We start from the raw sequence: 25,679 nt of genomic DNA on the forward strand, positions 1-25,679 counted from the left end.
TATCCTCCGTAAACTTGTGGCCCTATCCGTCCTGTTTATCCGGCTTGCTGCGCAAGCTTTCGATTTCGTCTGCTATGGCGCGCGCTTCGCGGCCATCCACTGTAATTCTTTCAAGTACTTTCACGCGTTCACGCAGGTTTTCGATCTCGCGTTGCGCCTCTTCATCGCGCGCAATTGCATTGGTTTCGCTTTGCCCGTTCGGGCGGCCGCTATTGCGATTGCGAGAGCGCATTACCCCTGCAACTGCACTGATCAGCACAATCAGAACAACGGCGGTTGCCCAGCTCATCGAACGGCCTCCCTGTTGTTCGTTGTATCGGCAGTCAGATCGTCGATTTCTTGCAAATCGCGCAGGCTTTCGATCTGCAGCGCCAGATCCTGCTTGCCGTCAGTTGCAATGCGCTCAAGCACTTGGACACGATCTTCAAGGCGTTGCACTTGACTGGCATATTGTGCCGCTTTTTCAGCGGTATGTTCCGCAGTCGTGCTGATTTGCATCTGAGCCACTTTCTCTTTGTGCTTTGCCCAGATCGCCACCATCGGGATGGTGCAACCGAATATAATCGCGACTATTGGAATTAACTCACCCATTGTCGTGTTCCTTCCCTTTTGGTCTTAGCGCAGGCGCTCGATCTCAGCGGTTAGCCGCGGATTGCTGCTGACGTAGTGATGCTCGACCTCAGCCAGGCGGCGATCCACATCGCGGAAGCGTGCGCGGATTTCGCGCGCGGTGCGCTTCGGGCTCTGCCGTACGCGCTGCCAGTACTGTTGTTCTTCCTTGTCGACATAAAGGTGCGGCGGCTTCTTGCTGAGTAGCATGCCGGCAATGAAATAAGCCGGAAGCAAGATAGGTGCGACAGTGAAGAGCAAAACAAGGAAACCCAGACGCACCCACAGCGCGTTGACCCCGGTGTAGTCAGCGATGCCGGAGCAAACGCCCATCAGCTTCGCGTTGTGCTTGTCGCGGTAAAGGGTTGTGCGGGGGCTATTCACTTGGCGGTTCCTTTCTTCTCGGCGATCAGACGGTCCAGTTCGCGCAACTGCTGATTGTCAGCTTCCAGATTGGCTTGAAGGCGCTTGGGCTGGAATTCAGGATTGTCGCTCGCAACCAGGCGTTCGACCGTATCCATCCGGTCATCCAGCCTGCGGGCAAGCTGATAGAGTTCGTCCAGGAGCACTTCATCATCGGTGGTGATCGTCGCGGAGGTCTTCCACTTGGTGACGTAGTGCAGAATCAGCCACGGCAGGCCGATTAGAACCATTGGTAAAATTACAAATTCCGGATCCACGGCTTAAGCCCCTTTCTTGTCAGCGCTGTCTTTGCCCAGCGCTTTCTTCATCTGTTCCAATTCATCATCGATCGCGTCCGCGCCTGCGAGCGCTGCGATCTCATCCGACAGGCTTGGCGTACCGGACTGATCAGCAATGCTCAGCGCTTCGGCGCGGCCTTCGGCATAATCGACCCGGCGCTCCAACTGGTCGAAGCGCGAGATGGCTTCGTCTGTGCGTTCAGTGCTCATAACCGTGCGCAGCTTCACGCGGTTCTCAGCGCTTTCGAGACGAGCAGCAATTGCGGTCTGGCGGCTGCGGGCTTCGCGCAGGCGATGCTGCAATTTCTGAATATCTTCTTCGTAGGCCCGAAGCGCGTCATCCAATACGCCGATTTCCTGGCGCAGCTGGTCGCCCATATCGGCGGCTTTCTTCTTCTCGACCAAAGCTGCTCGAGCAAGATCCTCGCGATCCTTGCTCAGCGCCAACTGTGCCTTCTCGCCCCAGTCAGCTTGCAGCCGGTCCAGCTTCACCACGTGGCGGTGCATTTCCTTTTGATCAGCTATAGTGCGCGCCGCGCTGGCGCGAACTTCGACCAGCGTTTCCTCCATTTCGAGGATGATCATGCGGATCATCTTCGCTGGGTCGTCTGCCTTGTCCAGCATATCTGTAAAGTTAGCTGCGATGATATCGCGGGTACGGCTGAAAATGCCCATGAAGGCTGCTCCGTTGAAAAAATTCTCTTCAGTGTTCGAACGCCCAGTGCTCTGAGTGGAGGTTGGGCTCTGGCGCAGGCGTTCGATTTCTGCATCAAGCCGCGAGCGACGTTTCTGACGCTCAGGGGAAAGAGATTGGGCCGGAGAAGCGGCGCTGCGACTGGAATGCGCGCCGGCAGGTTTGCTCGCGGGGGGGACAGAGCTCTCCGGCCCAAAGGGGGTATTATTGTCAGGCTTGGTCATGCCATCTCGACCAGCAGACCCGAAGCAACCGGAGTTGCTGAGACTGCAGGTGCGATATGCATTTGCGTGCTAAGCGCGACGAACAAAGTTATCGCTGCAATACTGGCGACAGAAGCCTTGCCAAGCTTGCTCTGGATGAATTCGCGATTGAACATTTTTCTAAACTCCCTTGCGGTATGTTCAGTAAGTAACAAGGGCTGTGCCAAACTTGTAAAATATATATAAAACAATGGTTTGAGTAATTTTTCTAAGTCACTGTTTGGTTTCGATTGCCAAAGATTGGGAATTTTCACTATAGGTTGGTCAAGAGACCGAAATTGGAACGCGAAAATCAATCTATTGGCCAATCTGGCGCCTTTCTCGACGCGGTAGAGCGCGCCTCGCGTGCGGCCCCGATGGATCGTCCCGTTCTCGTAATAGGCGAACGCGGCACCGGCAAAGAGCTCATCGCAGAGCGCCTCCACCGCTTGTCACCAAGATGGGGCGAGCCGCTCGTCACCATGAACTGCGCCGCATTGCCAGAGACGCTGATCGAAGCCGAGCTTTTCGGCCACGAAGCGGGGGCTTTCACAGGGGCTACCAAAGCGCGGGTCGGAAGGTTTGAGGAAGCCCACAAAGGTACCCTATTTCTCGACGAACTGGGCACTTTGTCGATGGGCGCGCAAGAGCGGCTGCTGCGCGCGGTTGAATATGGCGAAGTAACGCGCATTGGATCGTCGCGTCCAGTTCGCGTCGATGTTCGGATTGTTGCAGCCACAAATGACAATCTGCCCGCACTGGCGGAGCAAGGCGAGTTTCGCGCTGACTTGCTGGACCGTCTGAGCTTTGAAGTGATTACTTTGCCTCCGCTCCGTGTGCGCGAAGGCGATGTGGATGTTCTGGCAGATTACTTCGGGCGGCGCATGGCGGCCGAATTGCAGTGGGATGCGTGGCCAGGATTTGCTGATCACGTTCGACGGGAACTTGATGAATATGCCTGGCCGGGCAACGTCCGCGAGCTTCGCAATGTGGTTGAACGCGCGGTTTATCGCTGGGACAATTGGCGCGAAGCGATTGCGCATGTCCAGTTTGATCCTTTCGATAGTCCGTGGAAGCCGTTTGTGCCAAGCCACCGCAAACCGGGCAGCCCTATGGCAGCGCTTGCGAAGGTGTCGTCGGATGGAATGGCACCTCAATCTCCTGCCGCCGCCGATCTGGAGAATGTCGATGATCTGCGCGCCGCGGTGGATGCGCACGAGCGCTCGATAGTCGAGCACGCATTAGGCAAGCACCGCTGGAACCAACGCCAGACCGCAAAGGCGCTTGGACTGACTTATGATCAGTTACGTCATTGCATCAAGAAGCACGGGTTAATGCAAGAGCAGAGCGAAGATGGTTAAGCTCGGTTAGAGCTAATTGATAATCAAACTGCTTAAGCGGGCTTTTGCCTTTCACGGGGCAAATCCGATTTGCGCCGGATCGGGCGTGACTGATTGGGGCCTTGGCGAACATGAAATTGAGCAAGAGATTTGCAACCGCAACTGCCGCGATATGCGCGATGGCAGCGGGGTCTCCGCTGTTGGCAAACCATTCCTGGAGCACTTATCACTGGGTCCGGACCAGCAATGAGATCACGGTTCCCGTAATAGACAATACCACCGGCATCTGGGCCCAGCGCAACCATACGGGGATTGCGGTCGCTGACTGGAATGTTTCGCCATATATCGAAGCGCCATTGGTTCGAGGGAATGCCGATCCCGCTTGCGCGATCGTGCGCGACGAGATCAATGTCTGCAATGATGACTACGGTTCTGTCGGCTGGCTCGGTCTCGCCCGCATTACTATCTCCAGCGGTCACATCACTGGCGGGGCAACGCTGCTCAACGATTACTATTTCAATCAGGATCGCTACAACAACGACACCTGGCGCCAATTGGTGACGTGTCAGTAGATCGGTCATGACTATGGGCTTGGTCACCAGAACGAGAATTTCAGCACGGATGTGACCACATCGTGCATGGAGTATACCAGCCAGCCGGCGGGCAATGAAGGCCCCGATGCACATGACTACGAACAGTTGGCGCTGATCTATGCGCATAGTGAAGGCGGAGACACCGGTGACGGCGGCGGCGGAAAGCCTGGAAAGGGCGGTGGCAATGGCGGCGGTAAAGGCGGCGGTAAAGGCGGCGGTAAAGGCAAGAAGTTTGGTCTGGGAAATACCCCAAAGGACTGGGGGCGCCCGACCGACTATGATGGCGATGGTCGTCCCAACGTTTTCGTCCGCGAGATGGATGGCGCGCTTGTAGTGACGCATGTCACCTGGGCCATCGGTGAAGGTCCGCAGGGCGGCGATCACCATCACGATGGTGAACACCACTAATTTCTCATTCCAAGGTTCGGTACCTGAGGGGGCTGGCCGTAGGGCTGGCCCCTTTTATTTTTTGAGCCGCCATATCGTTTGCCGCTTGCAATGCGGGCAACCCGCGCCTATCTGCTTCTCATCCCGACATTGTCGATACAAAGTTGTGATGCTGGCGCCGCAAGGGGCCGGCCCCAATCATCTATTGTCGGCAAGTTGATGACCAATTGGAGCACAGATGGCGAATGTAGCGCGCCTTATTGAGATTATCGAACCCGAGGCGAAATCCCTCGGCTTTGATCTCGTGCGCGTGAAGATGATGCCATCGGAAGCCGGCGATGGCGCACAAGCGCTTCAGATCATGGCGGAGGACCCGGCGACGGGACAGCTGATCATTGAACAATGCGCGGCTCTGTCGCGCGCGGTGTCTGCCAAGATGGACGAGTGCGAAGAGGCCGGCGAAACCCTGATCGAAGGTGCGTATCACCTGGAGGTCAGCTCGCCAGGTATCGACCGCCCTCTGACCCGGGCCAAGGATTACGCCAATTGGACCGGGCACGAAGCCAAGGTCTCATTGACCAAGGATTGGGATGGCCAGCGCAATTTGCGCGGTATCCTGAAAGGTATCGAAGGTGACACAGTCACTATCGATGACAAGAAGGCGGGAGAGGTTTCCTACCCGCTCGAAATGGTTCATTCAGCGAAGCTTGTCTTGACCGACGAGTTGATCGCCGCCACCCAGCCGCTCGATACGAGCGGCGCTGAAGACATAGTTGAAGAAGAAGAGGCTCAAGACTGATGGCCACGGCAATTTCTGCGAATAAAGCTGAACTGCTTGCGATTGCGAATGCGGTCGCTTCGGAAAAGATGATCGACAAGACGATCGTTATCGAAGCGATGGAAGAAGCGATCCAGAAAAGCGCACGCAACCGCTATGGTGCGGAAAACGATATTCGCGCTAAGCTTGACCCGCAAACCGGCGATTTGCGCCTTTGGCGTGTGGTTGAAGTGGTTGAAGAAGTCGAAGATTACTTCAAGCAGGTTGATCTGAAAGCGGCTCAGAAGCTTCAGGATGATGCCAAGATCGGTGACTTCATCGTTGATCCGCTGCCGCCGGTCGACCTGGGCCGCATTGACGCGCAGAGCGCCAAACAAGTGATCTTCCAGAAGGTTCGCGATGCCGAGCGTGAGCGCCAGTATGAAGAGTTCAAGGACCGCGCAAACGAAGTGATCACCGGGGTGATCAAGTCGGTTGAGTTTGGTCACGTGATCGTGAACCTTGGCCGCGCAGAAGGCGTTATCCGTCGCGACCAACAGATTCCGCGTGAAGCGGCCCGTGTGGGTGAGCGCATCCGCGCGATCATTACCAAGGTTGAACGCAACAATCGCGGCCAACAGATTTTCCTCAGTCGCGCCCACCCTGACTTCATGCGCAAACTATTCGCGCAGGAAGTACCTGAAATCTACGATGGCATTATCGAGATCAAGGCAGCTGCGCGCGATCCGGGCAGCCGCGCCAAGATCGGTGTGATCAGCCACGACAGCTCGATCGATCCGGTTGGCGCCTGCGTTGGTATGAAAGGCAGCCGCGTTCAGGCCGTTGTCCAGGAACTGCAGGGCGAAAAGATCGACATTATTCCGTGGTCGGAAGACACAGCGACGTTTGTCGTGAACGCCTTGCAGCCTGCAACGGTGTCCCGCGTGGTTCTGGACGAAGAGGAAGGCCGCATCGAAGTTGTCGTGCCCGATGATCAGCTTTCGCTCGCCATCGGTCGCCGCGGTCAGAATGTGCGCCTCGCTAGCCAGCTCACGGGTCACCAGATTGACATCATGACCGAGGAAGAGGCTTCAGAAAAGCGCAGCAAGGAATTTGCTGAGCGTTCGAAGATGTTCGAAGAAGAACTCGACGTCGATGAAACTCTCTCTCAGCTGTTGGTTGCCGAAGGTTTCGCGGAGCTGGACGAAGTCGCATATGTCGAACTCGCCGAACTGGCATCAATCGAAGGCTTTGATGAAGAGCTGGGCGAGGAACTGCAAAACCGCGCCAAGGAAGCGCTGGAACGCCACGAAGAAGCTGCGCGAACAGAACGCCGAGAGCTTGGCGTGGAAGATGATCTGGCAGAAATTCCGCATCTCTCTGAGTTTATGCTGGTGACACTCGGCAAAGCGGGCATCAAGACGCTCGACGATCTGGCAGACTTGGCAACTGACGAACTGATCGCGAAGAAGCGTGAAGCGCCGCGCCGTCGCAACAATGCGGATGGCCCTCCGATGCGTCGTCCGTCGGTCCGCGAGCAGGACAAAGGCGGCGTGTTGGGCGAATACGGTCTAACCGAAGAGCAAGGCAATGAGATCATCATGGCCGCGCGCGCACACTGGTTTGAAGATGAAGAGGAAGCTCCGGCAACTGCCGCAGCCCCCGACACGCAGGAGGCCGCCGATGCGGACTCCACCCAATGAGCGCGTAAGCTCCGACATCGCTAAGAAGCCGCGGCATCGTAAATCGATGCGCGGCGAAGCTTGCGCAACCAAGACGGCGAATCCAGGGCCAGAGCGCAGATGCATTTTGACCGGTGCACACGCACCGCGTGACAGCTTGTTGCGATTGGCGATATCTCCCGACGGGCTCGTTCTGCCCGATCCACACGCGAAGGCCCCCGGGCGCGGCGCGTGGATCGGTGTTTCGCGCCCTGAGCTTGAAACCGCGCTTGCCAAGGGCCAGCTCAAAGGCGCTCTGGCGCGTGCGTTCAAAGGCGCTAAGCTGGAACTTCCCGCTGACTTGCCTGATCTGGTGCAACATGCGCTGACAAAGGCGTTGTTGGATCGGTTGGGCCTTGAGCTGCGCGCCGGAAATGTTGTGCTTGGCACGTCACGGATCGATGAACAGGCGCGAAGCGGGCGCGCGGAATTGCTCTTGCATGCTTCGGATGCCAGCGAAGACGGGCGCAAGAAACTTGATCAGGCATGGCGCGTGGGGCGCGATACAGAAGGTAGCGGCGAACGGGGAACCGTGTTGCCACTAGACCGGGCGGCTTTGTCTGTGGCATTGGGCCGCGAGAATGTCGTCCACCTAGCGCTTTGCAATGGCGCTGCAGCGGGACGGGTCGAAGGGGCTTTGGCGCGGCTGCTGCAATATCTGGAGGGCACTTTGCCTTCCGAAACTGATGGCGATCGGGCCTCTCCGGGTCGCCAGGACGAAGAATTGAATGTGTGAAGGACGCAATAGCTAGATGAGCGACGAAGAAAAAAAACCTGCCCGTAAACCGCTGACCCTGAAGGGTGCGCAGCCTGGAGAGGTCAAGCAGACCTTTAGCCATGGCCGCACCAATAAGGTTGCGGTCGAGGTCAAGCGCCGCCGCAAGCTGTTGAAGCCGGGTGAAACACCCGCGCCGGCGCCTGCACCTGCGCCCGAACCAGAGCCGACACCTGCGCCGGTCGCCAAGAAGGCTGCACCGAAGAAGCCGGCCGCGCCTAAGGAAACGCCTCAGGAAATGGCTGCCCGTCTGGCGCGCGAAGCGGAAGAGGCGCGCCTGCAATCACTTGAAGAAGCGCGCAAGCGTGACGACAAGAAGGCCAAGGAATCCAAGGCCGGCGAGAAAAAGCGTGCGGAAGAAAACCGCAAGGCTGAGGAAGAAGCAGAGAAGCGTGCGGCCGAAGAAGCCAAGGCGGCTGCCGAGGCTGAGACAAAAGATGTCGAAGAAGCCGCCGATGCTTCTGTTGTTGCGGACGAGAGCACTCCAACACAGGCAGCACGCAAGTTTACGCCTGTTGCTCGCCCTGAGCCCAAGCGCCCTGAGAAAAAGCGTGAAGAAAAGCCCAAACGAGGCGCTGGCGGCAAAGACAAGCGCCGCTCTGGCAAACTGACTGTCACTAAAGCGCTGAATGAAGACGAAGGCCGCCGGGCACGTTCGCTCGCGGCGCTCAAACGTGCGCGTGAGAAAGAGCGCAGGTTACAAGGCGGGGGCGACAATCGTCCGCGCGAGAAGCAGGTTCGCGATGTTGTTGTTCCTGAAGCGATCACCGTTGGCGAATTGGCCAAGCGGATGGGCGAAAAGGGTGCTGACCTTGTCAAGGAACTGTTCAATCTGGACATGATGGTCACCGTCAACCAGACGATTGATCAGGATACCGCTGAACTGCTTGTCGAACAGTTCGGTCACAATATCCAGAAGGTGTCTGAAGCCGACGTCGATATTACGACGGAAAAGGATGTCGATCCGGAAGAAACGTTGAAACCGCGTCCTCCGGTGGTCACGATCATGGGCCATGTCGATCACGGGAAGACCTCGCTGCTCGATGCCCTTCGCGGAACGAATGTGACCAAAGGCGAAGCTGGTGGGATCACGCAGCATATCGGCAGCTATCAGATCGACACCAAGTCGGGCGGAAAGATCACTTTCCTCGATACGCCGGGACACGCCGCCTTCACAGAGATGCGCCAGCGCGGTGCGAATGTGACGGATATTGTGGTGTTGGTCGTTGCTGCCGATGATGGTGTGATGCCCCAGACGATTGAGGCGATCAAGCACACCAAGGCGGCTGGCGTCCCGATGATCGTTGCGATCAATAAATGCGACAAGCCGGAAGCCGATCCGAACAATATCCGGTCGCGCTTGCTCGAACACGAAGTGATCGTGGAAGCGATGTCAGGTGACGTGCAGGACGTCGAGATCTCGGCTAAGGAAAAGACCAATCTGGATGAGCTGGTCGAGAAGATCGAGCTGCAGGCAGAATTGCTTGAATTGAAAGCTCGCCCGGACCGCGACGCTGAAGCCACTGTGATCGAAGCGCAGCTCGACAAGGGCCGCGGCCCGGTCGCAACGGTGATCATCACACGCGGTACGCTGAAGCGTGGCGACACATTCGTTGTTGGTACACAAAGCGGTAAGGTGCGTGCGATAGTCAATGATCAAGGCAAGCAGATCAAGGAAGCTGGCCCCTCCATGCCAGTCGAGGTCCTTGGCCTCGACGGTGTGCCGGGAGCTGGTGACATTCTGACAGTTGTCGAGAATGATCAGCGCGCCCGCGAAGTTGCCCAGTATCGTCAGGAAAAAGCGACAGAGAAGCGAACAGCGCTTGCTCCGACCAACTTCGATACGATGTTCAACAACCTTCAGTCGAACGTCATCGAATGGCCGGTTCTGGTAAAGGCGGACGTCCAGGGTTCGGTCGAAGCCATCGTCACAGCGTTGCACAATATCTCTAATGACGAGATCAAGGTGCGCGTGCTGAATGCAGGTGTAGGCGCAATCACCGAAAGCGATGTCACATTGGCTGCAGCTTCTAACGCGCCAATCATTGGCTTTAACGTACGTCCGAATGCCAAGGCGCGCGAAATGGTGAAGCGCGATGGCGTGCGGATGATGTATTACGATGTCATCTACCACCTGACAGAGGAAGTCGCGAAGGAAATGGCTGGCGAGCTGGGTCCAGAGCGGATCGAAACCGTGGTCGGCCGTGCCGAAGTCAAGCAGGTCTTCAAGTCAGGCAAGCGCGACAAGGCGGCCGGTTTGCTGGTCGAAGAAGGCGTCATTCGCAAAGGCCTGTTCGCGCGCCTTACCCGCGAAGATGTTATCGTTTCGGCGACGACTATCGCTTCGCTGCGTCGGTTCAAGGACGATGTCGATGAAGTCCGCGCAGGGCTCGAGTGCGGTGTCGTGCTCGAAGATACGAACGACGTTCAGGCGGGTGACCAGCTTGAAGTCTTCGAAGTCGAGGAGCGTGAGCGGACGCTCGAAGTTGGTTAAAGGAGCTAGAGGGTGAACAGGATCCACATAGGTCAGCGTTCGCCCTCAGCAGGCCTGGTGGGCACAACCCGATGAGCGATCAGCAATTCTACCCTGCAGATAGTGCGGATTCTCCGCATAGCTCGCTGCTTGGTTCCGAGTTAGTTGGTTTCGATGAAGAAACCGCGACAGCAACCATGCGCTTCACTGTGAAGCGAGAGATGACCACCTGGCGAGGGGGCGTGCAAGGCGGGCTTGTTGCGGGTTATCTCGATGATGTGATGGGCTATGCCTACGTAGCGATGACCGGCGGCGAGCAAGCTCCGCTCAATCTGGAAATTTCGATGCAACTGCTGGGGCTCTTGCCAGAGGGCGCGACGATCATCGGCAAGGGCCGCGTGGTGCGCGGCGGGCGGCGAGTGATCTTTCTTGAAGGCGAATTGCAAACCGAAGAGGGGCAATTGCTTGCCCGCGCGACATCTACTGCAATCCCGACCATGCGCCCGACGCCAACCGAAACGGGGATGGGATAATGGCTCGCCAGCAATTTACACCTGAACAACACTCTGTCCGCGTCCTGAAGGTGTCAGAGCGCTTGCGGCATATTCTTTCCGAACTGCTCGCACGGCAGGAAGTGCATGACGATGTCGTCAGTGCAGCAAACATATCAGTGACTGAAGTTCGCATGACACCAGATCTGCGCAACGCGACCGCCTATGTGAAGCCGCTCCTTGGGTTGGAAGAAGCGGTGGTTGTGAAGGCGTTGCAACAGAACACAGCGTTCCTGCAGCGTGAAGTTGCCAAGCGGCTGGGCCTCAAATTCGCTCCCAAGCTGAAGTTTCGCGCCGATGAGAGTTTTGACGAAGCGGACCGTATCGAAAAGCTGTTGCGCGATCCCAAGGTGGCGCGCGATCTGGGCGAGGGCGAATAAATCCAACTGAATTATAGTTGACTTTGACAACTAATATCGCGATGCCGTCTGAATGACTGTCGCGATCCAAGAAGCCGTGCCCGCTATTCGTGCGTTCAATCGACAATTCTCTCAACTGATGGGCTTATTGGAGCCGCGTTATATGGGCGGTGAGTTGTCGCTGATCGAAGCGCGCGTGGCCTACGAGATTCGTGAGCGACAGCCTGTGCTCGCCCGCGATATCGCGAAGGTGCTAAATCTTGATCCGGGCTATCTCAGCCGAACGGTTGCGAAGCTCGAGAAGCATGGATGGATTGAGCGCGGCAGAGGCGAGGATGCGCGTGAGCGCCCGCTTTCGCTGACTTTGAATGGAGAGCAACGTTATCAAGATCTTGATGCCGTTACTTTGGCTGAGACTAAGAAACTTTTGGCTCCGCTTGGTGAAGATGGCGCAAATCGCCTTACCAACGCGCTCAGTGAGGCGAGCGATTTGTTGTTTGGCAACAATCAGTTCGAGTGGTTCTTGCGAGAATTTCGTCCCGGCGATCTGGGGCATTTCTGCGCACGGCAAGCCATCCTCTATCGCGAACATTGGGGCTGGGGCGATAAACTCGAAGCGTTGATGATGGAAATTTGCGCAACCTATTTGCGCCACTTCAAACCCGGGAAGGAGCAATGCTGGATCGCGGAGCGGGGCGGACGCATGCTGGGATCCGTTTTTGTTGCAAGTGAAGATCACGAGACCGCTCGCCTGCGCATGCTCTATGTCGAACCCGAAGCGCGCGGGCTAGGGGTAGGATCGGCCCTTGTGCGCCAATGTACCGAATTCGCCCGCGATGCCGGGTACAAACGTATCGTGCTTTGGACACATCGGGTGCTTGGAAGTGCGCGAAAGATCTACGCCGCAGAGGGATACAAGGTCACGTCTACAGAAGTGCAGACCGAATTCGGCAAGGAAGAGATAAGCGAGCATTGGCTGCTCGAGCTTTGAGGTCTGGCGCTCGGGCCTAGCCTTGCGGCACCATCCGAGCGGTCAGCTCGATTTCGACATGCTTGCCCACGATCAAGCGATATGACGTCATCGCGAATTCATAACGGTTGATGCGCGTTTTGCCCGTCAGCGTGATTGCTTCGCGTGGCGCGATTTCGGCCGGCGACTTGCTGAACGTGACACCCAATGTAACTGGCTTAGTCACTCCGCGCACGGTTAAGTCGCCTTCGACAGTGCCCTGTGTGGCATTGGTCATAGTAATTTCGCGGCCCACAAAGCGCACCGTCGGATAACGCTCCACCCAAAAAAACCGCTCACCCTTTAAGCGGCTGAGTGTCAAATCATCGCTCGCAGTCAGCTTGGTCGCGTCGATGGTCACATCCAGAGCGATGTCTTGCGGACGACTGCGGTCCAGCTGGATTGTTCCGGCCACATCGGGAAAACCGGCGGTCTTGCTGCCAAGGCCAAGGAAGGGGACCTTGGCGGACAGATTGCTGGCAACGGCATCTACCCTATACATCTGGCCTGCAGGCATTGCCGCGCCGAGCAGGGCTGCTGCGAGCAGGAGAGTTATGGAGCGGAGCCAGGACATTTGATCACTATGCTCCGCTCTCATGTCTGTTCCCTTAACCAGCCTTTGCCCGATCAGCTGCCGCTACCTGGCAGCACATAGGTGACCGGTGCATCCGGGCCGAGTGGAATACCGAGATAGAACCAGATCACGATCAGCAATGTGCCGGAGATTAGCAGCCACACCGAATATGGCATCATCATCGCGGTCAGGCTTCCAAGACCGAAATCCTTTTGCCAGCGCTGCGCGAAGACCAGGATCAGCGGGAAATATACCATCAACGGAGTGATGATGTTGGTTGCGCTGTCGCCCACTCGATAGGCGGCCGTTGCACCCTCAGGGCTGATACCAAGCAGCATGAGCATCGGCACCAGGATCGGTGCAAGCAGCGCCCATTTCGCGCTGGCCGAGCCAACAAACAGGTTCAGCAAACCAGCAAAGATTACCATCAGACCCAATACGATCGGCAAAGGCAGGCCCGTTGCCTGAATCGCGCTGGCTCCATGAACCGCCGAGATCAAGCCGAGGTTGGACCATTCGAACATTGCCACAAAGTGTGAGGCCGCGAAGGCAAGGACCAGATAATAGCCCATGTCTTTCATGCTCTCCGCCATCATGTTTACGAGATCGCGGTGATTTGTGATCACTCCGGCCGCTCGACCATAGGCCCAGCCGGTCAGCAGAAACAGCAGGAAGAATGCCGCCACTAGCGATTGGTAGAGCGGTCTGAGTTCGCTGTGGATCGAGCAGTCAGGGATCGGTGCACCATCCTCTGCCAGACACGCGGCTTCATTGATCAGCGGCGTGCCCGGCGCGAACACCATCAGCAGCCAAAGGCCCACGACAAACAGAGCCGCGAGGCCAGCATGACGCAGGCCCTTTGAGGCGAGCTCTCCATCGTGCTGCGTGGGGTCTGGGCCAGTGCCGTCCTCGAACTCGGCCGCTACATTGCCGACCCAAGGGCCAAGGCGTGGCTCGATAATCTTGTCGGTCACGTACCAGATGATCGGCAGGAACAGCACCGTCATCGCGCTGATAAAGTACCAATTGCCCGCAATATTGGCGGTCCATGCCGGGTCAAGCGAGCTCGCGGCAACAGCTTCTTCGGTGATCCCGAACAGCAATGCGTCGAGTTGCCCCGGTGAGATATTGGCCGAGAAACCGCCTGAAACGCCTGCGAACGCCGCTGCAATCCCTGCCAGAGGATGCCGCCCGGCTGCTGCGAACAGGATACCAGCGAGCGGGATCAGTACAACATAGCCAGCATCAGCCGCGTGGTTACCGAGCATGGCGACCAGCGCCACAACCGGGGTCAGCAGCGCCTTTGGCGCGCTCTTTACCGCCTTGGCCATGCCGGCGGCGAAAAAGCCGGAACGTTCCGCCACACCGGCACCAAGCATGACCACCAGAACATATCCCAGCGGGTGGAAGTGTGTGAATGTCTTGGGCATTTCGACCCACAAGCGCTGAATATTGTCTGCGCTCAGCAAGCTGACCGATTCAATAACCAGAGCGCTGCCGGTTGTTTGGTCGATTTCCGTCGGGTGAAGTGCCGAAACGCCTGTCAGTGCGGCTACGATCGACACGACAACCAGCCCTGCGATCAGATAGAAGAACAGGAATACCGGATCGGGCAATTTGTTGCCCGTGCGTTCGATCCATCCCAGAATGCCGCTTTGCGCAGGTGCGCTTGCTTCAGCCATTTTGTGACAACCCCTCAAATTCTAGCGAATTGGTTTGTACAATATCGTTGCGTCTTGCGCCTGTCTTACAGCTTAATCCGCAAAACCCCATTTTTGTTTCCGAAAACTTCTTGCGCGCGCTTGCGCAGCGGTAGAACGGCTGCAAGACGTGCAGCTATTGTCAATCTGCAAAGGCACGCGGCGTATGGCCAAGCTCTATTTCTACTATGCCAGCATGAATGCAGGGAAGAGCACGACCTTGCTCCAGGCCGCATTCAATTATGGCGAGCGTGGTATGCGCGTTTCCTGCTGGACCGCAGCGATCGATGACCGGTCGGGCTTTGGTGCGATCAGCAGCCGCATTGGTCTCTCTAGCGATGCCAACCGCTTTACAAACGATACAGATATCCTTGAGCATGTGTTGGAAGAGCACTCCCAAGGTCGCGTCGATTGCGTGTTGATCGATGAAGCGCAGTTTTTGACCGAGAAGCAAGTGTGGCAATGCGCCAGGTTGGCGGATGAGACCGGTACGCCGGTGCTTTGCTATGGGTTGCGCACTGACTTCCAGGGCAAGCTATTTCCTGGCTCTGCGGCATTGCTGGGTATTGCGGATTCGCTCGTTGAACTAAAAGCAATCTGTGATTGCGGGCGCAAAGCGACAATGAACCTGCGCGTCGATGAAAGCGGCAAAGCGGTCAAGCAAGGCGAGCAAACGGAGATAGGCGGCAATGACCGCTATGTTGCGCTCTGCCGCAAGCACTTTTCAGAGGCACTGGCGAGTTGACCTGCCCGCCACTATCTTCAATAAATGACAGATACTCTCACAATGGCGCTGGTGCTGATCCCTTGCCTGATCGTCGCGATCGTGTTCCACGAGGTCGCGCATGGATATTCCGCGTTGCTGCTCGGCGATACGACCGCGCGCGACGCGCAACGTTTAAGTCTTAACCCGCTTCGCCATGTCGACCCTGTTGGTACTTTGCTGGTGCCAGGCTCATTGGCGCTGGCCGGGGCTCCTGTGTTCGGCTGGGCCAAACCTGTTCCAGTGCGGCAGGATCGGCTCGACAATCCGCGCTATGGCATGATGGCGGTGGCAGCTGCGGGGCCGGGTTCGAATTTTGTACTGGCGTTGATTGGCGCAATCGCCTTGGGGCTATTCCTCCCTGCTGGAGCTCAGATCACAAGCACTGGTAGCGGCATGTCGCTGATTGCGGACGGGGCAGGTGAAACGCTGCTGCTGCAAAGCGGCATGTTCTATTTCATCCTGATCAATGTGTTCTTGGGCGTTTTCAACCTGTTGCCAATCCCGCCGTTCGATGGTTCGCATATAGCTGAAGGGCTGCTGCCACCTTCGTTGGCGCGCAGCTATCGCAAGCTGAGACCTTACGGGATGGCTTTGTTTTTTGGTCTGGTCGCGCTGACATGGTTTGCCCCGGAATGGGGCGTGCTGGAGAACACGATTGGACCGCCTGTGAACTGGGCGCTCAAACAATATCTCGACATTGCGACGGTGGTGGCTGGTGGCTGATCCGCGCGAGCATCCGGTTTCCGGCTGGCTGATCCTCGACAAACCGCGTGGGCTCGGCTCGACGCAGGCTGTCGCTGCCGTGAAGCGCAATCTGCGCGAAGGTGGATATGCCAAGACCAAGGTTGGCCACGGTGGCACGCTTGATCCGCTTGCCGAAGGGGTTTTGCCAATAGCACTGGGCGAGGCGACCAAACTGGCTGGACGCATGCTGGATAGCGACAAGATCTATGAATTTACGATCCGGTTCGGTGAAGAGACAGACACGCTCGACACGGAGGGCGAAGTTGTTGACCGCTCGGGCAGGCGACCACCAATGGCCGCCGTGGCTGCGATCCTTGAACATTTCACAGGGGAAATCGAGCAAGTGCCGCCTGCCTATTCAGCGGTAAAGGTGGACGGTAAACGCGCCTATGCCCGGGCGCGAGCTGGAGAAACGGTAGAGATCAAAACGCGGTTGGTAACGATCCACTCGCTGGAGATGGCATCCTCATATCAGTCGGGGTCTGAACTTGATTCCGCTTTTGCAACATCACGCGGCCGGCCTGATCCCTATGATCCTTCCGCGCCACTCGAATTGGCTGAAAGCGTCACTCTCATCGCGCATGTTTCCAAAGGGACCTATATCCGTTCTCTGGTACGCGATATCGCGCGCGCGCTTGGGACCTTTGGTCACGTGACTTATCTGCGGCGTGTAAAGGCAGGCCCCTTCCTTGAAAGTCAGGCGATTTCGCTGGACAAACTCAACGAAATCGCTAATGGCGCGAGCCTTCAAGACCTACTCCTGCCGCTCGAGGTGGGGCTGGACGACATCCCGGCTCTCATTCTCGATCAGACAAGTGGGCAGGCGGTCCGTCAGGGCCGGGTCCTGTCTGAACTGCCCCAACCATCCGGGCTCTATTGTGCGATGCTGGACGATGTGCCGGTAGCGTTGATGGAAATTGAGGATGGGACGGCGAAAGTCGTCAGGGGCTTTAACCTACCCGATGTCGCTGAGTAAGAGAGAATTATTATGTCGGTTGATGCCGCAACGAAAACGAAGATTATCGAAGAAAATGCCCGCGACAAAGGTGACACGGGTAGCCCGGAAGTACAGGTAGCGATCCTCACGCAGCGTATCCGCAACCTGACCGAGCATTTCAAAGGCCACCACAAGGACAACCACTCACGCCGTGGTCTTCTGCAGATGGTCAACAAGCGTCGCAGCCTGCTCGCCTATCTCAAGAAGAAAGACGTAGAGCGCTATAACGCTTTGATCGCGAAGCTGGGTCTTCGTAAGTAAGAATTTCTCGAAGCGGCCCCCTTTCGGGCCGCTTCTTGCATAAGGAGCCGAGCAACATCCGGTTGCTGGCCCGGGGGCAGATAAACGTCCCACACCGCACCGGGGCGGATTTCCCGGGATTTGTAGGCCCCGCGCGGCAATAAGGCCCCGCGGGTACAAAAGGAAAATACATGTTTGATAAGAAAACCGTGTCGATTGAATGGGGCGGAAAAACCCTCACTCTCGAAACCGGTCAGATTGCCCGTCAAGCAGACGGCGCCGTTCTGGCCACCTATGGCGAAACCGTAGTGCTCTGCGCTGTAACCGCCGCAAAAAGTGTTCGTGAAGGGCAAGACTTCTTCCCGCTCACTGTTCACTATCAGGAAAAATTCTCTGCAGCCGGCCGTATCCCGGGTGGCTTCTTCAAGCGCGAAGGCCGCGCAACGGAAAAAGAAACGCTGACCAGCCGTCTGATCGACCGCCCGGTTCGCCCGCTTTTCCCTGAAGGTTTCTACAACGAAATCAATGTTATCGCTCAGGTTCTGTCCTATGATGGCGAAACCGAACCGGACATTGTTGCGATGATCGCAGCTTCGGCCGCACTGACCATCTCGGGCGTTCCATTCATGGGCCCGATCGGTGCAGCGCGCGTCGGTTTCCGCAATGGCGAATACGAACTCAACCCGAGCCTGCAGACTGCGCTCGACGACGAAGGCCGTTTGGACCTGGTCGTTGCAGCAACACAAGATGCTGTGATGATGGTTGAATCCGAAGCGAAGGAACTGACCGAGGAAGAAATGCTCGGCGCAGTTATGTTCGCGCATGAAGAGAGCCGCAAGGTTATCGGCGCGATCATCGATCTGGCTGAACAGGCTGCCAAGGAACCATGGGTTATCGACACATCGGACGATACCGCAGCGATCAAGGAAAAGCTGCGCGGCATCGTTGGTGACGATATCGCAGCCGCTTACAAGCTGACTGACAAGTCGGCCCGTTCGGACGCGCTCAATGAAGCACGTGCGAAGGCGAAGGAAGCTTTCGCTGACGAAGAAGCGCAAACGCAGCTGGTTGCCAACAAGGCAGTGAAGAAGCTGGAGGCAGAAATCGTTCGTGGCGCCATCATCAAGGATGGCACTCGTATCGACGGCCGTAAGCTTGATCAGGTTCGCCCGATCGAAGCTATGGTTGGCTTGCTGCCACGCACACACGGTTCAGCGCTGTTTACGCGCGGTGAAACGCAGGCAATCTGCACCACCACGCTGGGCACCAAAGATGCCGAGCAGATGATCGACGGTCTCGAGGGTCTCTCTTACAACCACTTCATGCTGCACTATAACTTCCCGCCCTATTCGGTTGGCGAAGTGGGTCGCTTTGGCTTTACCGGTCGACGCGAAACCGGCCACGGTAAGCTCGCATGGCGCGCGCTGCACCCTGTGCTGCCCAACCATGAAGACTTCCCCTACACCATCCGCGTGCTCTCAGACATCACCGAGTCCAACGGCTCGAGCTCGATGGCGACCGTTTGCGGTGGCTGTCTGTCGATGATGGACGCAGGCGTTCCGATCGAACGTCCTGTATCTGGTATTGCGATGGGCCTGATCCTTGAAGGCGAGGACTTTGCTGTTCTGTCAGACATTCTGGGTGACGAAGATCACCTGGGTGACATGGACTTCAAGGTTGCCGGTTCAGAAGCAGGTATCACCACCATGCAGATGGACATCAAGGTTGCCGGCATCACGCAGGAAATCATGGCCAAGGCGCTGGAGCAGGCGAAAGCCGGCCGCACGCACATCCTTGGTGAAATGGCGAAAGCTCTTGGCTCAGCGCGTACAGGCGTTTCCAAGCACGCTCCGCGCATCGAAACCATGCAGATCGACAAGTCGAAGATCCGTGACATTATCGGCACGGGCGGCAAGGTTATCCGTGAAATCGTTGCTGAAACCGGCGCAAAGGTCGACATCGACGATGAAGGCGTGATCAAGATCAGCTCTTCAAATGCCGATGAAATCGAAGCCGCGCGCAAGTGGATCGAAGGCATCGTTGAAGAGGCTGAAGTCGGCAAGATCTACACCGGCAAGGTCGTCAACATCGTTGACTTCGGTGCATTCGTGAACTTCATGGGTGGCAAGGACGGTCTCGTCCATGTCAGCGAAATGAAGAACGAGCGCGTCGAGAAGCCAACTGACGTTGTTTCAGAAGGCCAGGAAGTAAAGGTCAAGGTCCTCGAGATCGACCAGCGTGGCAAGGTTCGCTTGTCGATGCGTGTCGTCGACCAGGAAACCGGTGAAGAGCTGGAAGACACACGTCCTCCACGCGAAAGCAAGCCTCGCGGTGATCGTGGCGATCGCCGTGGTCCGAGGAATGATCGCGGCGGCGGTCGTGGCCGTGGTGGCGGTCGTCGCGGTGGCCGTGATGATGGCCACAAGGGCGGCGGCGATGACGGCTCTGCCCACGTGCCGGACTTCCTTAAAGACTAAGCTCTTTTCAATTGAAATGATGAGGCCCGCCGGAGAGATCATGGCGGGCCTTCTTTTTTGAGCAGGTCTGCCGGCTACCTTCTGGCGAGTAGCACCCAGACAACCATCAGCGTGATTCCCGCGATGCCTATTAGATCAATTCGTGCAACTGGTACGCCCATCAGGCCGAAATGATCGATGATGACTGCGCTGATGATCTGGCCAAGCAAGACGAAGAAGATCGCATTGCCCATGCCGAAACGTGGGCCGATAAATGTGATTGATATGGCATAAAACGCAATCAAGACGCCGCCCAGCTATTACTCTCACTTTCCCAATGCCACCTACTTTCTATTGGTAACTGGATTTCTAGGTTACCCATGGGTAACCTCGCGAAACACGTCGATTGGAAGATCATGCTCAAGCGTCGCATAAATCACAGCCCAAAGCCGCCCGAACCTTGCGCGTTAACCGAATGCATGGCGGTTATTGCCGGTACATGGGCACCCAATGTGGTGTGGTGCCTGCGGGCCGGGCCACGCCGCTTCAGCGAATTGATGGATGTTATTTCCCCTGTCAGCGGCAAGGTGTTGCCGGCACGGCTGCGCGAGCTTGAGCAGCGAGGCGTCATCACTCGCAAGGTTTGCGACACCTCGCCGCCATCGGTTGAGTATTCGCTGACTGAACTGGGCGGCGGATCGATCCCAGCACTCGATTCGATCGTTAAGGTTGGTCACAATCTCAAAAAGCGGGGGTATTCAGCCTGATGCTTCCGCGTGAGACCCTGGCCACAGCGCAGATACCCGATGGCGACGAGCTGTCGCTCGTTAGCCATGGCCGCGATTTCATCATCATGCTCGGGCGGAACGAGCTGATGGGCACGCGTATGCAGTTCAGCGAAGAGCAGCTGGCAGTGCAGACCATGGAGCGCGTTGGGAATGACGCGCCGCGAATATTGATAGGCGGCTACGGCATGGGTTTCACCTTGCGGGCCGCGCTGGCGCGCATGGGCTCCAACGGTCAGGCGGTCGTAGCAGAACTTGTACCGGAAATTGTCGAATGGGCGCAGGGTCCGATGGCAGAACTGACGGGTGGCTGTCTGGAAGATCCGCGAATGGACCTGAAGATTTGCGATGTCGCGGCCCTGATCGACGATGCAAATGACGGCACTTGCGACAAATTCGATGCCATTCTTCTCGATGTCGATAACGGACCCGATGGTATTGTCCGCGAGGAAAACAACCGCCTCTATTCACCCACGGGGCTGGGAAAATCGCGAGATGCCCTAAAGCCGGGTGGCATACTCGCGATATGGTCTGCAGCATCAGACCACCGCTTCACCAGAAAACTGCGCGATGCCGGATTTGATGTTGAAGAACGCTTCTTCCGCGCCCGGCCTAACAATAAGGGCCCGCGGCACACGATCTGGTTCGCCCGCCCTAGACAGCGCTGAAGGTCAAAAGTCGTAGATTAGAGTCACCCGGCTAAGCGTGTCGGTTTGCTCGGAGCCTGCTAGAGGGCTGCTGTCATACTCGATTGCTTAAGAGAAGCGTGTGCTCAGAACGCTGCCAGCTTGCTTTGCGCATCCGCAATCATTGCGCGTATGACTGCCAACTATCCGGTACGATCGTGAAATCTGCCGTAAATTCGCCCGTTGGCATTTGGTCAAAGGTGCAGGCTGAATGCATCGAGCATGCGCGGACATGCCGCGGCAGTGTCCATATCGTCTCTGCAAGCTTCGCGCCGATCAGGTCGTTATCCGAAAGCCCATTCTCCTTCACATGCGCCTCGCCTTTGGCGATCAAGCCTGAGAGCCCACTCAAAATCTGCTGACAGCTTTGGACGAAGGCGTCGTAAGGGTTAATGGCCATGCGAATGCTCCGTGAGATTTGAAAAGGCCGGGCGATCCACAGGGACAACCGGGCCTCGAAAGTCTTTGCTCAGCGCGCCCGACCTACCTTACGCGGGGGCCACCGAAGGGAAGCGGTGGAGGGGGTCTGCGCGCGCCGCGCGGCAGCTGTGCCTGATAGGCGCGCCCGCAATGCTCAACGCAATAGGGATATCCCGGGTTCACTGCTTCGCCGCAGAAGTGGAAGTCAGGCTCACCAGGGTGACCCATAGGCCAGCGGCAAATCTTCTCGGTCAGATCGAGCAAGCTAGTTTTGTCCTCGATTGCCGGGCTCGGTTTCGCGGGCACCAATCGGCGCGGTGGAGCTGGTGGGATCGGCGCTTGCTGATCGCCCGGACCCTGACGCAAGAATCCACCAGGACCGACCGACACGATTTTAGGCAGGTCTGGCGTCTTGTTAGGAATTGGTTGTGACGGAATACTCGCACCTGATGCCTGCGCAGTTGCTGGCTTGTCGGTCGGATTTACTGCCGGTTTTGCTGCAGGTTTAGCAGCGGTCTTCTTCACAGCGGCCTTTGGCGCAGGCTTCTTAGCCGGAGCTTTCTTCTTCTCACCCGCTTTTACCGGGGAAGGGCGTGATTTCAGACCTAACCGATGCGCCTTGCCGATTACGGCATTACGGCTCACTCCCCCAAGCTCTTCAGCGATCTGGCTAGCGGTTGATCCGCCTTCCCACATTTTCTTTAGCGTAGCGATACGCTCGTCAGTCCAACTCATCTAAATTCCAGTTCCTGTGTCCCGCGCTGGTTGCCCGTTTTCGATCAGCAAACAGCACAACGAATCTTACTGTGTGACTTGTCACAGCCGCTCCATCGCACTAGGCGCGCCTGCATGGCCGATCAAGCACCTCCTGCCCGTCCGAAATCGGAGGCACCCCTCGACAAGACAAATTCGGGCGAAGGGACCCGTTTTACGCCGCGCGGCGTGCCGGTAATCTCCGGCGTCAACCGCGTCGGCTTGTGGAGTCTCTATATTAAGGAGGTTCGGCGGTTTCTCAAGGTGCACACGCAGACAATTTGGGGCCCGGCCGTCACGACACTGCTGTTCTTGATCATCTTCACGGTCGCTTTAGGGCGTGGCGGACGCGAAGTGCTGGGCGCGCCATTCGCCAGCTTTGTCGCGCCAGGCTTGATCATGATGGGCATGATGCAAAATGCTTTTGCAAACTCGTCCTTCTCGCTGCTCGCTGGCAAGATCCAGGGAACAATCATGGATTTGCTCATGCCGCCGCTTTCGCATGGAGAGCTGATGGCAGGTATTATCGGCGCAGCTGTGACCCGCGCGGTGATGGTGGGCAGCACGGTTGCGCTGGCGATGGCGCTGTGGCCGGGAGTTTCGCTGTCCATAGCGCATGTATGGGCCGTGATATGGTTTGGCCTGATGGGCGCGATCATGCTGTCGCTCATGGGATTGGCAACGTCGATCTGGTCGGAAAAGTTTGATCACAACGCGGCCATTACCAATTTCGTAGTTGCACCCCTCTCGCTGCTTTCCGGTACATTCTATGTAATCGACAACCTTGCGCCGGCGTTTCAGGCTGTCAGCCGGGCAAACCCGTTCTTCTATGTGATCTCTGGCTTCCGCTACGGCTTCCTAGGAGAAAGCGATATCGGCGAGGGTGCCGACGCGGTTGTTCAGGCGGCGGTTGCGCTTGGGGTACTAAACCTTGCTCTTGCCATCATCGTTTATCTGGTCTTGCGTTCCGGCTGGAAACTCAAGGACTAAAGGGCAGGCTCGTCGACAGCTGATATCATGGTCATTCTGTCCATGCCGGACGTTCTAGCAGGTATGTGTGATACTAATGTCAAATGCGCCGTTGACCGTGGCTAGACGCATTAGTGGGTCAGCGCTCGGCGCATGCGATACCGTTTGCCGTCGAACTGTTCGAACAATTGCGCGATTTGCGGATGATCAATCGGTCCGCTGCTTGCATCGGTAAGCAGGTTCTGCTGGCTGACATAGGCGACGTAGGAACTGTCGTTATTCTCAGCCAGCAAGTGATAAAATGGTTGCTCGCGGCTTGGGCGGATGTCCTCAGGGATAGCCTGGTACCATTCTTCGCTATTGGCAAAGACCGGATCAACATCGAAGATCACACCGCGAAAATCGAACATCCGGTGGCGCACAACATCGCCAATCCCGAAGCGCGACTTGACGTGACGCGGGGCCTCGATGGTGCGTCCAGCTTGGCTGGAAAAGAACACAGCTCTCTCCATAATGACGGAGGATATGGGTGATAGGTCGCGGGAGACAAGGGCGCATCGGCAAACCGTCCCCAGTTTTGCGGCGAATTTGTGCTTGGCAAGGGCAGGGGGGTCAGCTAACTGGCGCGCTTCTTGTCGCAGGCTGGACATGACGACGCTTTACGCGCGGCTCGTCCGCGTCAACCGCGTGCAGACAAGAATGCGGAGAGATGCCGGAGTGGTCGAACGGGGCGGTCTCGAAAACCGTTGTGCTTTCACGAGTACCCAGGGTTCGAATCCCTGTCTCTCCGCCACCTATTTTCAGGCCATTATGGCGTGTAGGGAAAATGTCTCAAGAACGTCGAGGTTCTGCGTGATCACCAGCTTTGTCACTTGGCCTCGTAAAGAGACTATGTAAGGCTCGGCATGTCATGCTAGGCTGGGTCAAACCAATTGTACGGGAACCCAGCAACCCCTTGCAAGGTTTCAACATGTGAAGGTTTCCCGAGGCATGCAGGCTCAAAATAAGTGTTTTGGGAGAGTACCGACAGGCTAACCTGCGACTGGCGAGAGCATTCGGTTAGCGAGAAAGGACATCTATGCGTGATCATGAACTGCGCAAGAAAGCTGTAGGCGAGATGCATCTGCGTCGCTGGCCGGTGCTTGAGGTGCCTTGTGTGATCGTCCAATGGGTCTTGATCGTTGACGATGATGAACGCGCAGCAGAGCTTTCTGTGATCGAAGCCAAAGCCAAGTCTGACGATCCGGTTGGCAATCCGGCCTATCGAGCGGGCCGGCTGGGCGAACATGTGAAATTCGTATGGGAGCGGCACAGCGAAGGAACTAGCCTCTCTCTGTTCGCGGCGAATTCTCATGCGCAGGCGTTTCTGGATCCACTATCACATTCCGAACTGGCAGCAGCGCTCGATTGGGTAAGCCAGCTACCGGGTCAGATTGTACGTTGCACGCGCATCTGGGTTGCAGGAAGCGATCAGCATGTCGAAGCAGTTTTACCGAAAGTCGATCTGGAGCGTGCGGAGCTTGTTTCCTGTCATTTGGGCGGTCAGATCCGCATGTGGTCGGACTTTCGTATTCAGGACGATGGCTTCGGGCGTTTGTTGGTTGCCGCCAATGGCGCGGACCCTGCTGACATCACACGCCAGGTCCAGCGCTTGCAGGAACTAGGCAATTATCGCAATCGCGCACTTCTAGGACTTCCAATTGCGCGCGAATGCTGGCCAAAGCTTGATGAAGCCGAGGCGCGTTTGCGCGATCTCGCAGCGCGAATCGATAATCGCGACGAAACCGATGACCAGCTGATGGATATTTTGTCCAAGCTCTCTTTGGAGCTAGCGGCAATTGAAACCTCTATTTCATTCCGGATGGACGCAACCCGCGCATACGCACAATTGGTCAAAGACCGGTTGGTACAAGTCGATCTGCGTCCCATTCCCGGTTATGCTTCGCTGGCGGACTTTACCCAGCGGCGATTTTTCCCCGCGATGAACACGTGCAAAGCCACCACAGCGCGGGTTCGCCAATTGGCTCTTCGCGCTGCGCAATTGGCATCTCTCTTGCGCGCAAGGATCGAGACGCGGATTGAGAACCAGAATGCGCAACTGCTCCACTCGATGGATCAGAGCACGCGGATGCAAGTCAGGCTGCAGCAGTTGGTTGAAGGTTTCTCGGTCGTGGCGCTGAGCTATTACCTGATCGGATTGGTCGGTTATTTGCTTGGTGGCCTGCCGCTTGATCGATACGGCTTGGAGAAGAACTGGGTGCTGGCTGCCCTGGTGATTCCGGTCGTCGCCGGCATCTGGATCGGGATGCGCATGCTACGCAAACGCCTATTCGCAAACCGCGCAAAACACGATTGAGCACTAATTACTTGTCCTGACG

At 57.0% G+C, this 25,679-nt stretch carries 32 protein-coding genes and 1 tRNA gene; 20 read left to right on the forward strand and 13 right to left on the reverse strand.

Annotated elements, in window-relative coordinates; genetic code table 11:
* Nucleotides 1-22 precede the first annotated feature (22 nt).
* The 6 genes from QQX03_RS04010 to QQX03_RS04035 are packed head-to-tail and all read right to left on the reverse strand — an operon-like array spanning nucleotide 23 to nucleotide 2,383.
* Complete coding sequence (locus tag QQX03_RS04010; RefSeq protein ID WP_285976586.1) at nucleotides 23-289, reverse strand: hypothetical protein; 267 nt, start codon at nucleotides 287-289, stop codon at nucleotides 23-25.
* Nucleotides 286-591 (reverse strand): hypothetical protein, encoded by a 306-nt coding sequence (locus QQX03_RS04015; RefSeq protein WP_285976587.1) that lies wholly within the window; start codon nucleotides 589-591, stop codon nucleotides 286-288. Before QQX03_RS04015 ends, QQX03_RS04010 begins: the two co-directional genes overlap by 4 nt.
* Nucleotides 592-615: 24 nt before the next feature.
* Complete coding sequence (gene pspC / locus QQX03_RS04020) at nucleotides 616-993, reverse strand: envelope stress response membrane protein PspC (RefSeq protein WP_285976588.1); 378 nt, start codon at nucleotides 991-993, stop codon at nucleotides 616-618.
* Nucleotides 990-1,289, reverse strand: a complete 300-nt coding sequence (pspB, locus tag QQX03_RS04025; protein WP_285976589.1) for an envelope stress response membrane protein PspB — start codon at nucleotides 1,287-1,289, stop codon at nucleotides 990-992. The genes pspC and pspB overlap by 4 nt, the downstream gene beginning before the upstream one ends.
* A gap of 3 nt (nucleotides 1,290-1,292) precedes the next feature.
* Nucleotides 1,293-2,228: a phage shock protein PspA gene (gene pspA / locus QQX03_RS04030; protein ID WP_285976590.1), complete on the reverse strand. Its 936-nt coding sequence runs from the start codon at nucleotides 2,226-2,228 to the stop codon at nucleotides 1,293-1,295.
* Complete coding sequence (locus tag QQX03_RS04035) at nucleotides 2,225-2,383, reverse strand: hypothetical protein (protein WP_285976591.1); 159 nt, start codon at nucleotides 2,381-2,383, stop codon at nucleotides 2,225-2,227. The genes pspA and QQX03_RS04035 overlap by 4 nt, the downstream gene beginning before the upstream one ends.
* Before the next feature lie 162 nt (nucleotides 2,384-2,545).
* Here QQX03_RS04035 and pspF point away from each other — a divergent pair, with 162 nt between their 5' ends.
* The 10 genes from pspF to QQX03_RS04085 all read left to right on the forward strand — a co-directional run bounded on the left by pspF (nucleotide 2,546) and on the right by QQX03_RS04085 (nucleotide 12,193).
* Nucleotides 2,546-3,607 carry a phage shock protein operon transcriptional activator gene (gene pspF / locus QQX03_RS04040; protein WP_285976592.1) on the forward strand — a complete coding sequence of 354 codons (1,062 nt, stop codon included), beginning with the start codon at nucleotides 2,546-2,548 and terminating at the stop codon, nucleotides 3,605-3,607.
* Between the two features lie 116 nt (nucleotides 3,608-3,723).
* Complete coding sequence (locus tag QQX03_RS04045; RefSeq protein ID WP_285976593.1) at nucleotides 3,724-4,158, forward strand: hypothetical protein; 435 nt, start codon at nucleotides 3,724-3,726, stop codon at nucleotides 4,156-4,158.
* A 51-nt stretch (nucleotides 4,159-4,209) separates the two neighbouring features.
* Nucleotides 4,210-4,587, forward strand: a complete 378-nt coding sequence (locus QQX03_RS04050) for a hypothetical protein (RefSeq protein ID WP_285976594.1) — start codon at nucleotides 4,210-4,212, stop codon at nucleotides 4,585-4,587.
* Nucleotides 4,588-4,804: 217 nt separating this feature from the next.
* Nucleotides 4,805-5,365, forward strand: a complete 561-nt coding sequence (gene rimP / locus QQX03_RS04055) for a ribosome maturation protein RimP (RefSeq protein WP_285976595.1) — start codon at nucleotides 4,805-4,807, stop codon at nucleotides 5,363-5,365.
* On the forward strand, nucleotides 5,365-7,026 hold the full coding sequence (nusA, locus tag QQX03_RS04060; protein ID WP_285976596.1) for a transcription termination factor NusA: 1,662 nt from the start codon (nucleotides 5,365-5,367) through the stop codon (nucleotides 7,024-7,026). Before rimP ends, nusA begins: the two co-directional genes overlap by 1 nt.
* On the forward strand, nucleotides 7,007-7,780 hold the full coding sequence (locus QQX03_RS04065; protein WP_285976597.1) for a DUF448 domain-containing protein: 774 nt from the start codon (nucleotides 7,007-7,009) through the stop codon (nucleotides 7,778-7,780). Before nusA ends, QQX03_RS04065 begins: the two co-directional genes overlap by 20 nt.
* Before the next feature lie 16 nt (nucleotides 7,781-7,796).
* Nucleotides 7,797-10,313 (forward strand): translation initiation factor IF-2, encoded by a 2,517-nt coding sequence (gene infB / locus QQX03_RS04070; protein ID WP_285976598.1) that lies wholly within the window; start codon nucleotides 7,797-7,799, stop codon nucleotides 10,311-10,313.
* Nucleotides 10,314-10,384: 71 nt separating this feature from the next.
* Nucleotides 10,385-10,825 (forward strand): PaaI family thioesterase, encoded by a 441-nt coding sequence (locus tag QQX03_RS04075; protein ID WP_285976599.1) that lies wholly within the window; start codon nucleotides 10,385-10,387, stop codon nucleotides 10,823-10,825.
* Nucleotides 10,825-11,223, forward strand: a complete 399-nt coding sequence (gene rbfA, locus QQX03_RS04080) for a 30S ribosome-binding factor RbfA (RefSeq protein WP_285976600.1) — start codon at nucleotides 10,825-10,827, stop codon at nucleotides 11,221-11,223. Before QQX03_RS04075 ends, rbfA begins: the two co-directional genes overlap by 1 nt.
* 52 nt (nucleotides 11,224-11,275) lie before the next feature.
* A complete protein-coding gene (locus QQX03_RS04085) occupies nucleotides 11,276-12,193 on the forward strand; it encodes a bifunctional helix-turn-helix transcriptional regulator/GNAT family N-acetyltransferase (protein WP_285976601.1) in 918 nt (305 codons plus the stop codon).
* 16 nt (nucleotides 12,194-12,209) lie between these two features.
* On the opposite strand, the gene QQX03_RS04090 is transcribed toward QQX03_RS04085, so the two are convergent.
* Together QQX03_RS04090 and QQX03_RS04095 are read right to left on the reverse strand one after the other, a co-directional pair.
* Nucleotides 12,210-12,785, reverse strand: a complete 576-nt coding sequence (locus QQX03_RS04090) for a YceI family protein (protein WP_285976602.1) — start codon at nucleotides 12,783-12,785, stop codon at nucleotides 12,210-12,212.
* Between the two features lie 53 nt (nucleotides 12,786-12,838).
* The gene (locus tag QQX03_RS04095; RefSeq protein WP_285976603.1) at nucleotides 12,839-14,467 is read right to left on the reverse strand and encodes an AbgT family transporter; all 1,629 of its coding nucleotides are present in this window, start codon (nucleotides 14,465-14,467) and stop codon (nucleotides 12,839-12,841) included.
* Between the two features lie 184 nt (nucleotides 14,468-14,651).
* On the opposite strand from QQX03_RS04095, the gene QQX03_RS04100 reads away from it, so the two are divergent.
* From QQX03_RS04100 to pnp, 5 genes are all read left to right on the forward strand, one after another.
* Complete coding sequence (locus tag QQX03_RS04100; protein ID WP_285976951.1) at nucleotides 14,652-15,230, forward strand: thymidine kinase; 579 nt, start codon at nucleotides 14,652-14,654, stop codon at nucleotides 15,228-15,230.
* Between the two features lie 24 nt (nucleotides 15,231-15,254).
* On the forward strand, nucleotides 15,255-15,974 hold the full coding sequence (locus QQX03_RS04105; protein WP_285976604.1) for a site-2 protease family protein: 720 nt from the start codon (nucleotides 15,255-15,257) through the stop codon (nucleotides 15,972-15,974).
* Complete coding sequence (gene truB, locus QQX03_RS04110) at nucleotides 15,967-16,971, forward strand: tRNA pseudouridine(55) synthase TruB (RefSeq protein WP_285976605.1); 1,005 nt, start codon at nucleotides 15,967-15,969, stop codon at nucleotides 16,969-16,971. Before QQX03_RS04105 ends, truB begins: the two co-directional genes overlap by 8 nt.
* A 12-nt stretch (nucleotides 16,972-16,983) precedes the next feature.
* A complete protein-coding gene (gene rpsO, locus QQX03_RS04115) occupies nucleotides 16,984-17,253 on the forward strand; it encodes a 30S ribosomal protein S15 (RefSeq protein WP_285976606.1) in 270 nt (89 codons plus the stop codon).
* 170 nt (nucleotides 17,254-17,423) lie between these two features.
* Entirely contained in the window at nucleotides 17,424-19,709 is a 2,286-nt protein-coding gene (gene pnp / locus QQX03_RS04120; RefSeq protein WP_285976607.1) for a polyribonucleotide nucleotidyltransferase, read from the forward strand.
* Nucleotides 19,710-19,783: 74 nt separating this feature from the next.
* Here the strand turns inward: pnp and QQX03_RS04125 are convergent, their stop codons facing one another.
* Nucleotides 19,784-19,993 carry a DMT family transporter gene (locus tag QQX03_RS04125; RefSeq protein ID WP_285976608.1) on the reverse strand — a complete coding sequence of 70 codons (210 nt, stop codon included), beginning with the start codon at nucleotides 19,991-19,993 and terminating at the stop codon, nucleotides 19,784-19,786.
* Nucleotides 19,994-20,167: 174 nt separating this feature from the next.
* Here QQX03_RS04125 and QQX03_RS04130 point away from each other — a divergent pair, with 174 nt between their 5' ends.
* Together QQX03_RS04130 and QQX03_RS04135 are read left to right on the forward strand one after the other, a co-directional pair.
* Nucleotides 20,168-20,455, forward strand: a complete 288-nt coding sequence (locus tag QQX03_RS04130; protein ID WP_285976609.1) for a winged helix-turn-helix transcriptional regulator — start codon at nucleotides 20,168-20,170, stop codon at nucleotides 20,453-20,455.
* Nucleotides 20,455-21,141 (forward strand): spermine/spermidine synthase domain-containing protein, encoded by a 687-nt coding sequence (locus tag QQX03_RS04135; protein ID WP_285976610.1) that lies wholly within the window; start codon nucleotides 20,455-20,457, stop codon nucleotides 21,139-21,141. Before QQX03_RS04130 ends, QQX03_RS04135 begins: the two co-directional genes overlap by 1 nt.
* A gap of 3 nt (nucleotides 21,142-21,144) precedes the next feature.
* Here the strand turns inward: QQX03_RS04135 and QQX03_RS11550 are convergent, their stop codons facing one another.
* From QQX03_RS11550 to QQX03_RS04145, 3 genes are all read right to left on the reverse strand, one after another.
* Nucleotides 21,145-21,225: a DUF481 domain-containing protein gene (locus tag QQX03_RS11550; protein WP_367114440.1), complete on the reverse strand. Its 81-nt coding sequence runs from the start codon at nucleotides 21,223-21,225 to the stop codon at nucleotides 21,145-21,147.
* A 55-nt stretch (nucleotides 21,226-21,280) separates the two neighbouring features.
* Nucleotides 21,281-21,559: a DUF1993 family protein gene (locus tag QQX03_RS04140; RefSeq protein WP_285976611.1), complete on the reverse strand. Its 279-nt coding sequence runs from the start codon at nucleotides 21,557-21,559 to the stop codon at nucleotides 21,281-21,283.
* An 83-nt stretch (nucleotides 21,560-21,642) separates the two neighbouring features.
* Nucleotides 21,643-22,314 carry a GcrA family cell cycle regulator gene (locus QQX03_RS04145; RefSeq protein ID WP_285976612.1) on the reverse strand — a complete coding sequence of 224 codons (672 nt, stop codon included), beginning with the start codon at nucleotides 22,312-22,314 and terminating at the stop codon, nucleotides 21,643-21,645.
* A 114-nt stretch (nucleotides 22,315-22,428) separates the two neighbouring features.
* Here QQX03_RS04145 and QQX03_RS04150 point away from each other — a divergent pair, with 114 nt between their 5' ends.
* Nucleotides 22,429-23,322, forward strand: a complete 894-nt coding sequence (locus tag QQX03_RS04150; protein WP_285976613.1) for an ABC transporter permease — start codon at nucleotides 22,429-22,431, stop codon at nucleotides 23,320-23,322.
* A gap of 110 nt (nucleotides 23,323-23,432) precedes the next feature.
* On the opposite strand, the gene hspQ is transcribed toward QQX03_RS04150, so the two are convergent.
* Nucleotides 23,433-23,813: a heat shock protein HspQ gene (gene hspQ / locus QQX03_RS04155; RefSeq protein WP_285976614.1), complete on the reverse strand. Its 381-nt coding sequence runs from the start codon at nucleotides 23,811-23,813 to the stop codon at nucleotides 23,433-23,435.
* Nucleotides 23,814-24,004: 191 nt separating this feature from the next.
* Here hspQ and QQX03_RS04160 point away from each other — a divergent pair.
* Nucleotides 24,005-24,094: transfer RNA gene (locus tag QQX03_RS04160), tRNA-Ser, on the forward strand.
* Nucleotides 24,095-24,379: 285 nt separating this feature from the next.
* A complete protein-coding gene (locus QQX03_RS04165) occupies nucleotides 24,380-25,657 on the forward strand; it encodes a DUF3422 domain-containing protein (RefSeq protein WP_285976615.1) in 1,278 nt (425 codons plus the stop codon).
* Nucleotides 25,658-25,679: the final 22 nt, after the last annotated feature.

It is taken from the genome of Altererythrobacter rubellus (assembly GCF_030284385.1).
Classification (GTDB): domain Bacteria; phylum Pseudomonadota; class Alphaproteobacteria; order Sphingomonadales; family Sphingomonadaceae; genus Erythrobacter; species Erythrobacter rubellus.

Coding starts and splice junctions, on each gene's coding strand:
- QQX03_RS04010 (WP_285976586.1), bottom strand. CDS start 289: ATGAGCTGGGCAACCGCCGTTGTTCTGATTGTGCTGATCAGTGCAGTT.
- QQX03_RS04165 (WP_285976615.1), top strand. CDS start 24,380: ATGCGTGATCATGAACTGCGCAAGAAAGCTGTAGGCGAGATGCATCTG.
- QQX03_RS04150 (WP_285976613.1), top strand. CDS start 22,429: ATGGCCGATCAAGCACCTCCTGCCCGTCCGAAATCGGAGGCACCCCTC.
- pspA (WP_285976590.1), bottom strand. CDS start 2,228: ATGACCAAGCCTGACAATAATACCCCCTTTGGGCCGGAGAGCTCTGTC.
- QQX03_RS04065 (WP_285976597.1), top strand. CDS start 7,007: ATGCGGACTCCACCCAATGAGCGCGTAAGCTCCGACATCGCTAAGAAG.
- QQX03_RS04140 (WP_285976611.1), bottom strand. CDS start 21,559: ATGGCCATTAACCCTTACGACGCCTTCGTCCAAAGCTGTCAGCAGATT.
- nusA (WP_285976596.1), top strand. CDS start 5,365: ATGGCCACGGCAATTTCTGCGAATAAAGCTGAACTGCTTGCGATTGCG.
- infB (WP_285976598.1), top strand. CDS start 7,797: ATGAGCGACGAAGAAAAAAAACCTGCCCGTAAACCGCTGACCCTGAAG.
- hspQ (WP_285976614.1), bottom strand. CDS start 23,813: ATGGAGAGAGCTGTGTTCTTTTCCAGCCAAGCTGGACGCACCATCGAG.
- QQX03_RS04145 (WP_285976612.1), bottom strand. CDS start 22,314: ATGAGTTGGACTGACGAGCGTATCGCTACGCTAAAGAAAATGTGGGAA.
- QQX03_RS04135 (WP_285976610.1), top strand. CDS start 20,455: ATGCTTCCGCGTGAGACCCTGGCCACAGCGCAGATACCCGATGGCGAC.
- QQX03_RS04090 (WP_285976602.1), bottom strand. CDS start 12,785: ATGTCCTGGCTCCGCTCCATAACTCTCCTGCTCGCAGCAGCCCTGCTC.
- rpsO (WP_285976606.1), top strand. CDS start 16,984: ATGTCGGTTGATGCCGCAACGAAAACGAAGATTATCGAAGAAAATGCC.
- QQX03_RS04095 (WP_285976603.1), bottom strand. CDS start 14,467: ATGGCTGAAGCAAGCGCACCTGCGCAAAGCGGCATTCTGGGATGGATC.
- QQX03_RS04015 (WP_285976587.1), bottom strand. CDS start 591: ATGGGTGAGTTAATTCCAATAGTCGCGATTATATTCGGTTGCACCATC.
- QQX03_RS04085 (WP_285976601.1), top strand. CDS start 11,276: ATGACTGTCGCGATCCAAGAAGCCGTGCCCGCTATTCGTGCGTTCAAT.
- QQX03_RS04105 (WP_285976604.1), top strand. CDS start 15,255: ATGACAGATACTCTCACAATGGCGCTGGTGCTGATCCCTTGCCTGATC.
- QQX03_RS04075 (WP_285976599.1), top strand. CDS start 10,385: ATGAGCGATCAGCAATTCTACCCTGCAGATAGTGCGGATTCTCCGCAT.
- rbfA (WP_285976600.1), top strand. CDS start 10,825: ATGGCTCGCCAGCAATTTACACCTGAACAACACTCTGTCCGCGTCCTG.
- QQX03_RS04035 (WP_285976591.1), bottom strand. CDS start 2,383: ATGTTCAATCGCGAATTCATCCAGAGCAAGCTTGGCAAGGCTTCTGTC.
- rimP (WP_285976595.1), top strand. CDS start 4,805: ATGGCGAATGTAGCGCGCCTTATTGAGATTATCGAACCCGAGGCGAAA.
- pnp (WP_285976607.1), top strand. CDS start 17,424: ATGTTTGATAAGAAAACCGTGTCGATTGAATGGGGCGGAAAAACCCTC.
- QQX03_RS04100 (WP_285976951.1), top strand. CDS start 14,652: ATGGCCAAGCTCTATTTCTACTATGCCAGCATGAATGCAGGGAAGAGC.
- QQX03_RS04130 (WP_285976609.1), top strand. CDS start 20,168: ATGGCGGTTATTGCCGGTACATGGGCACCCAATGTGGTGTGGTGCCTG.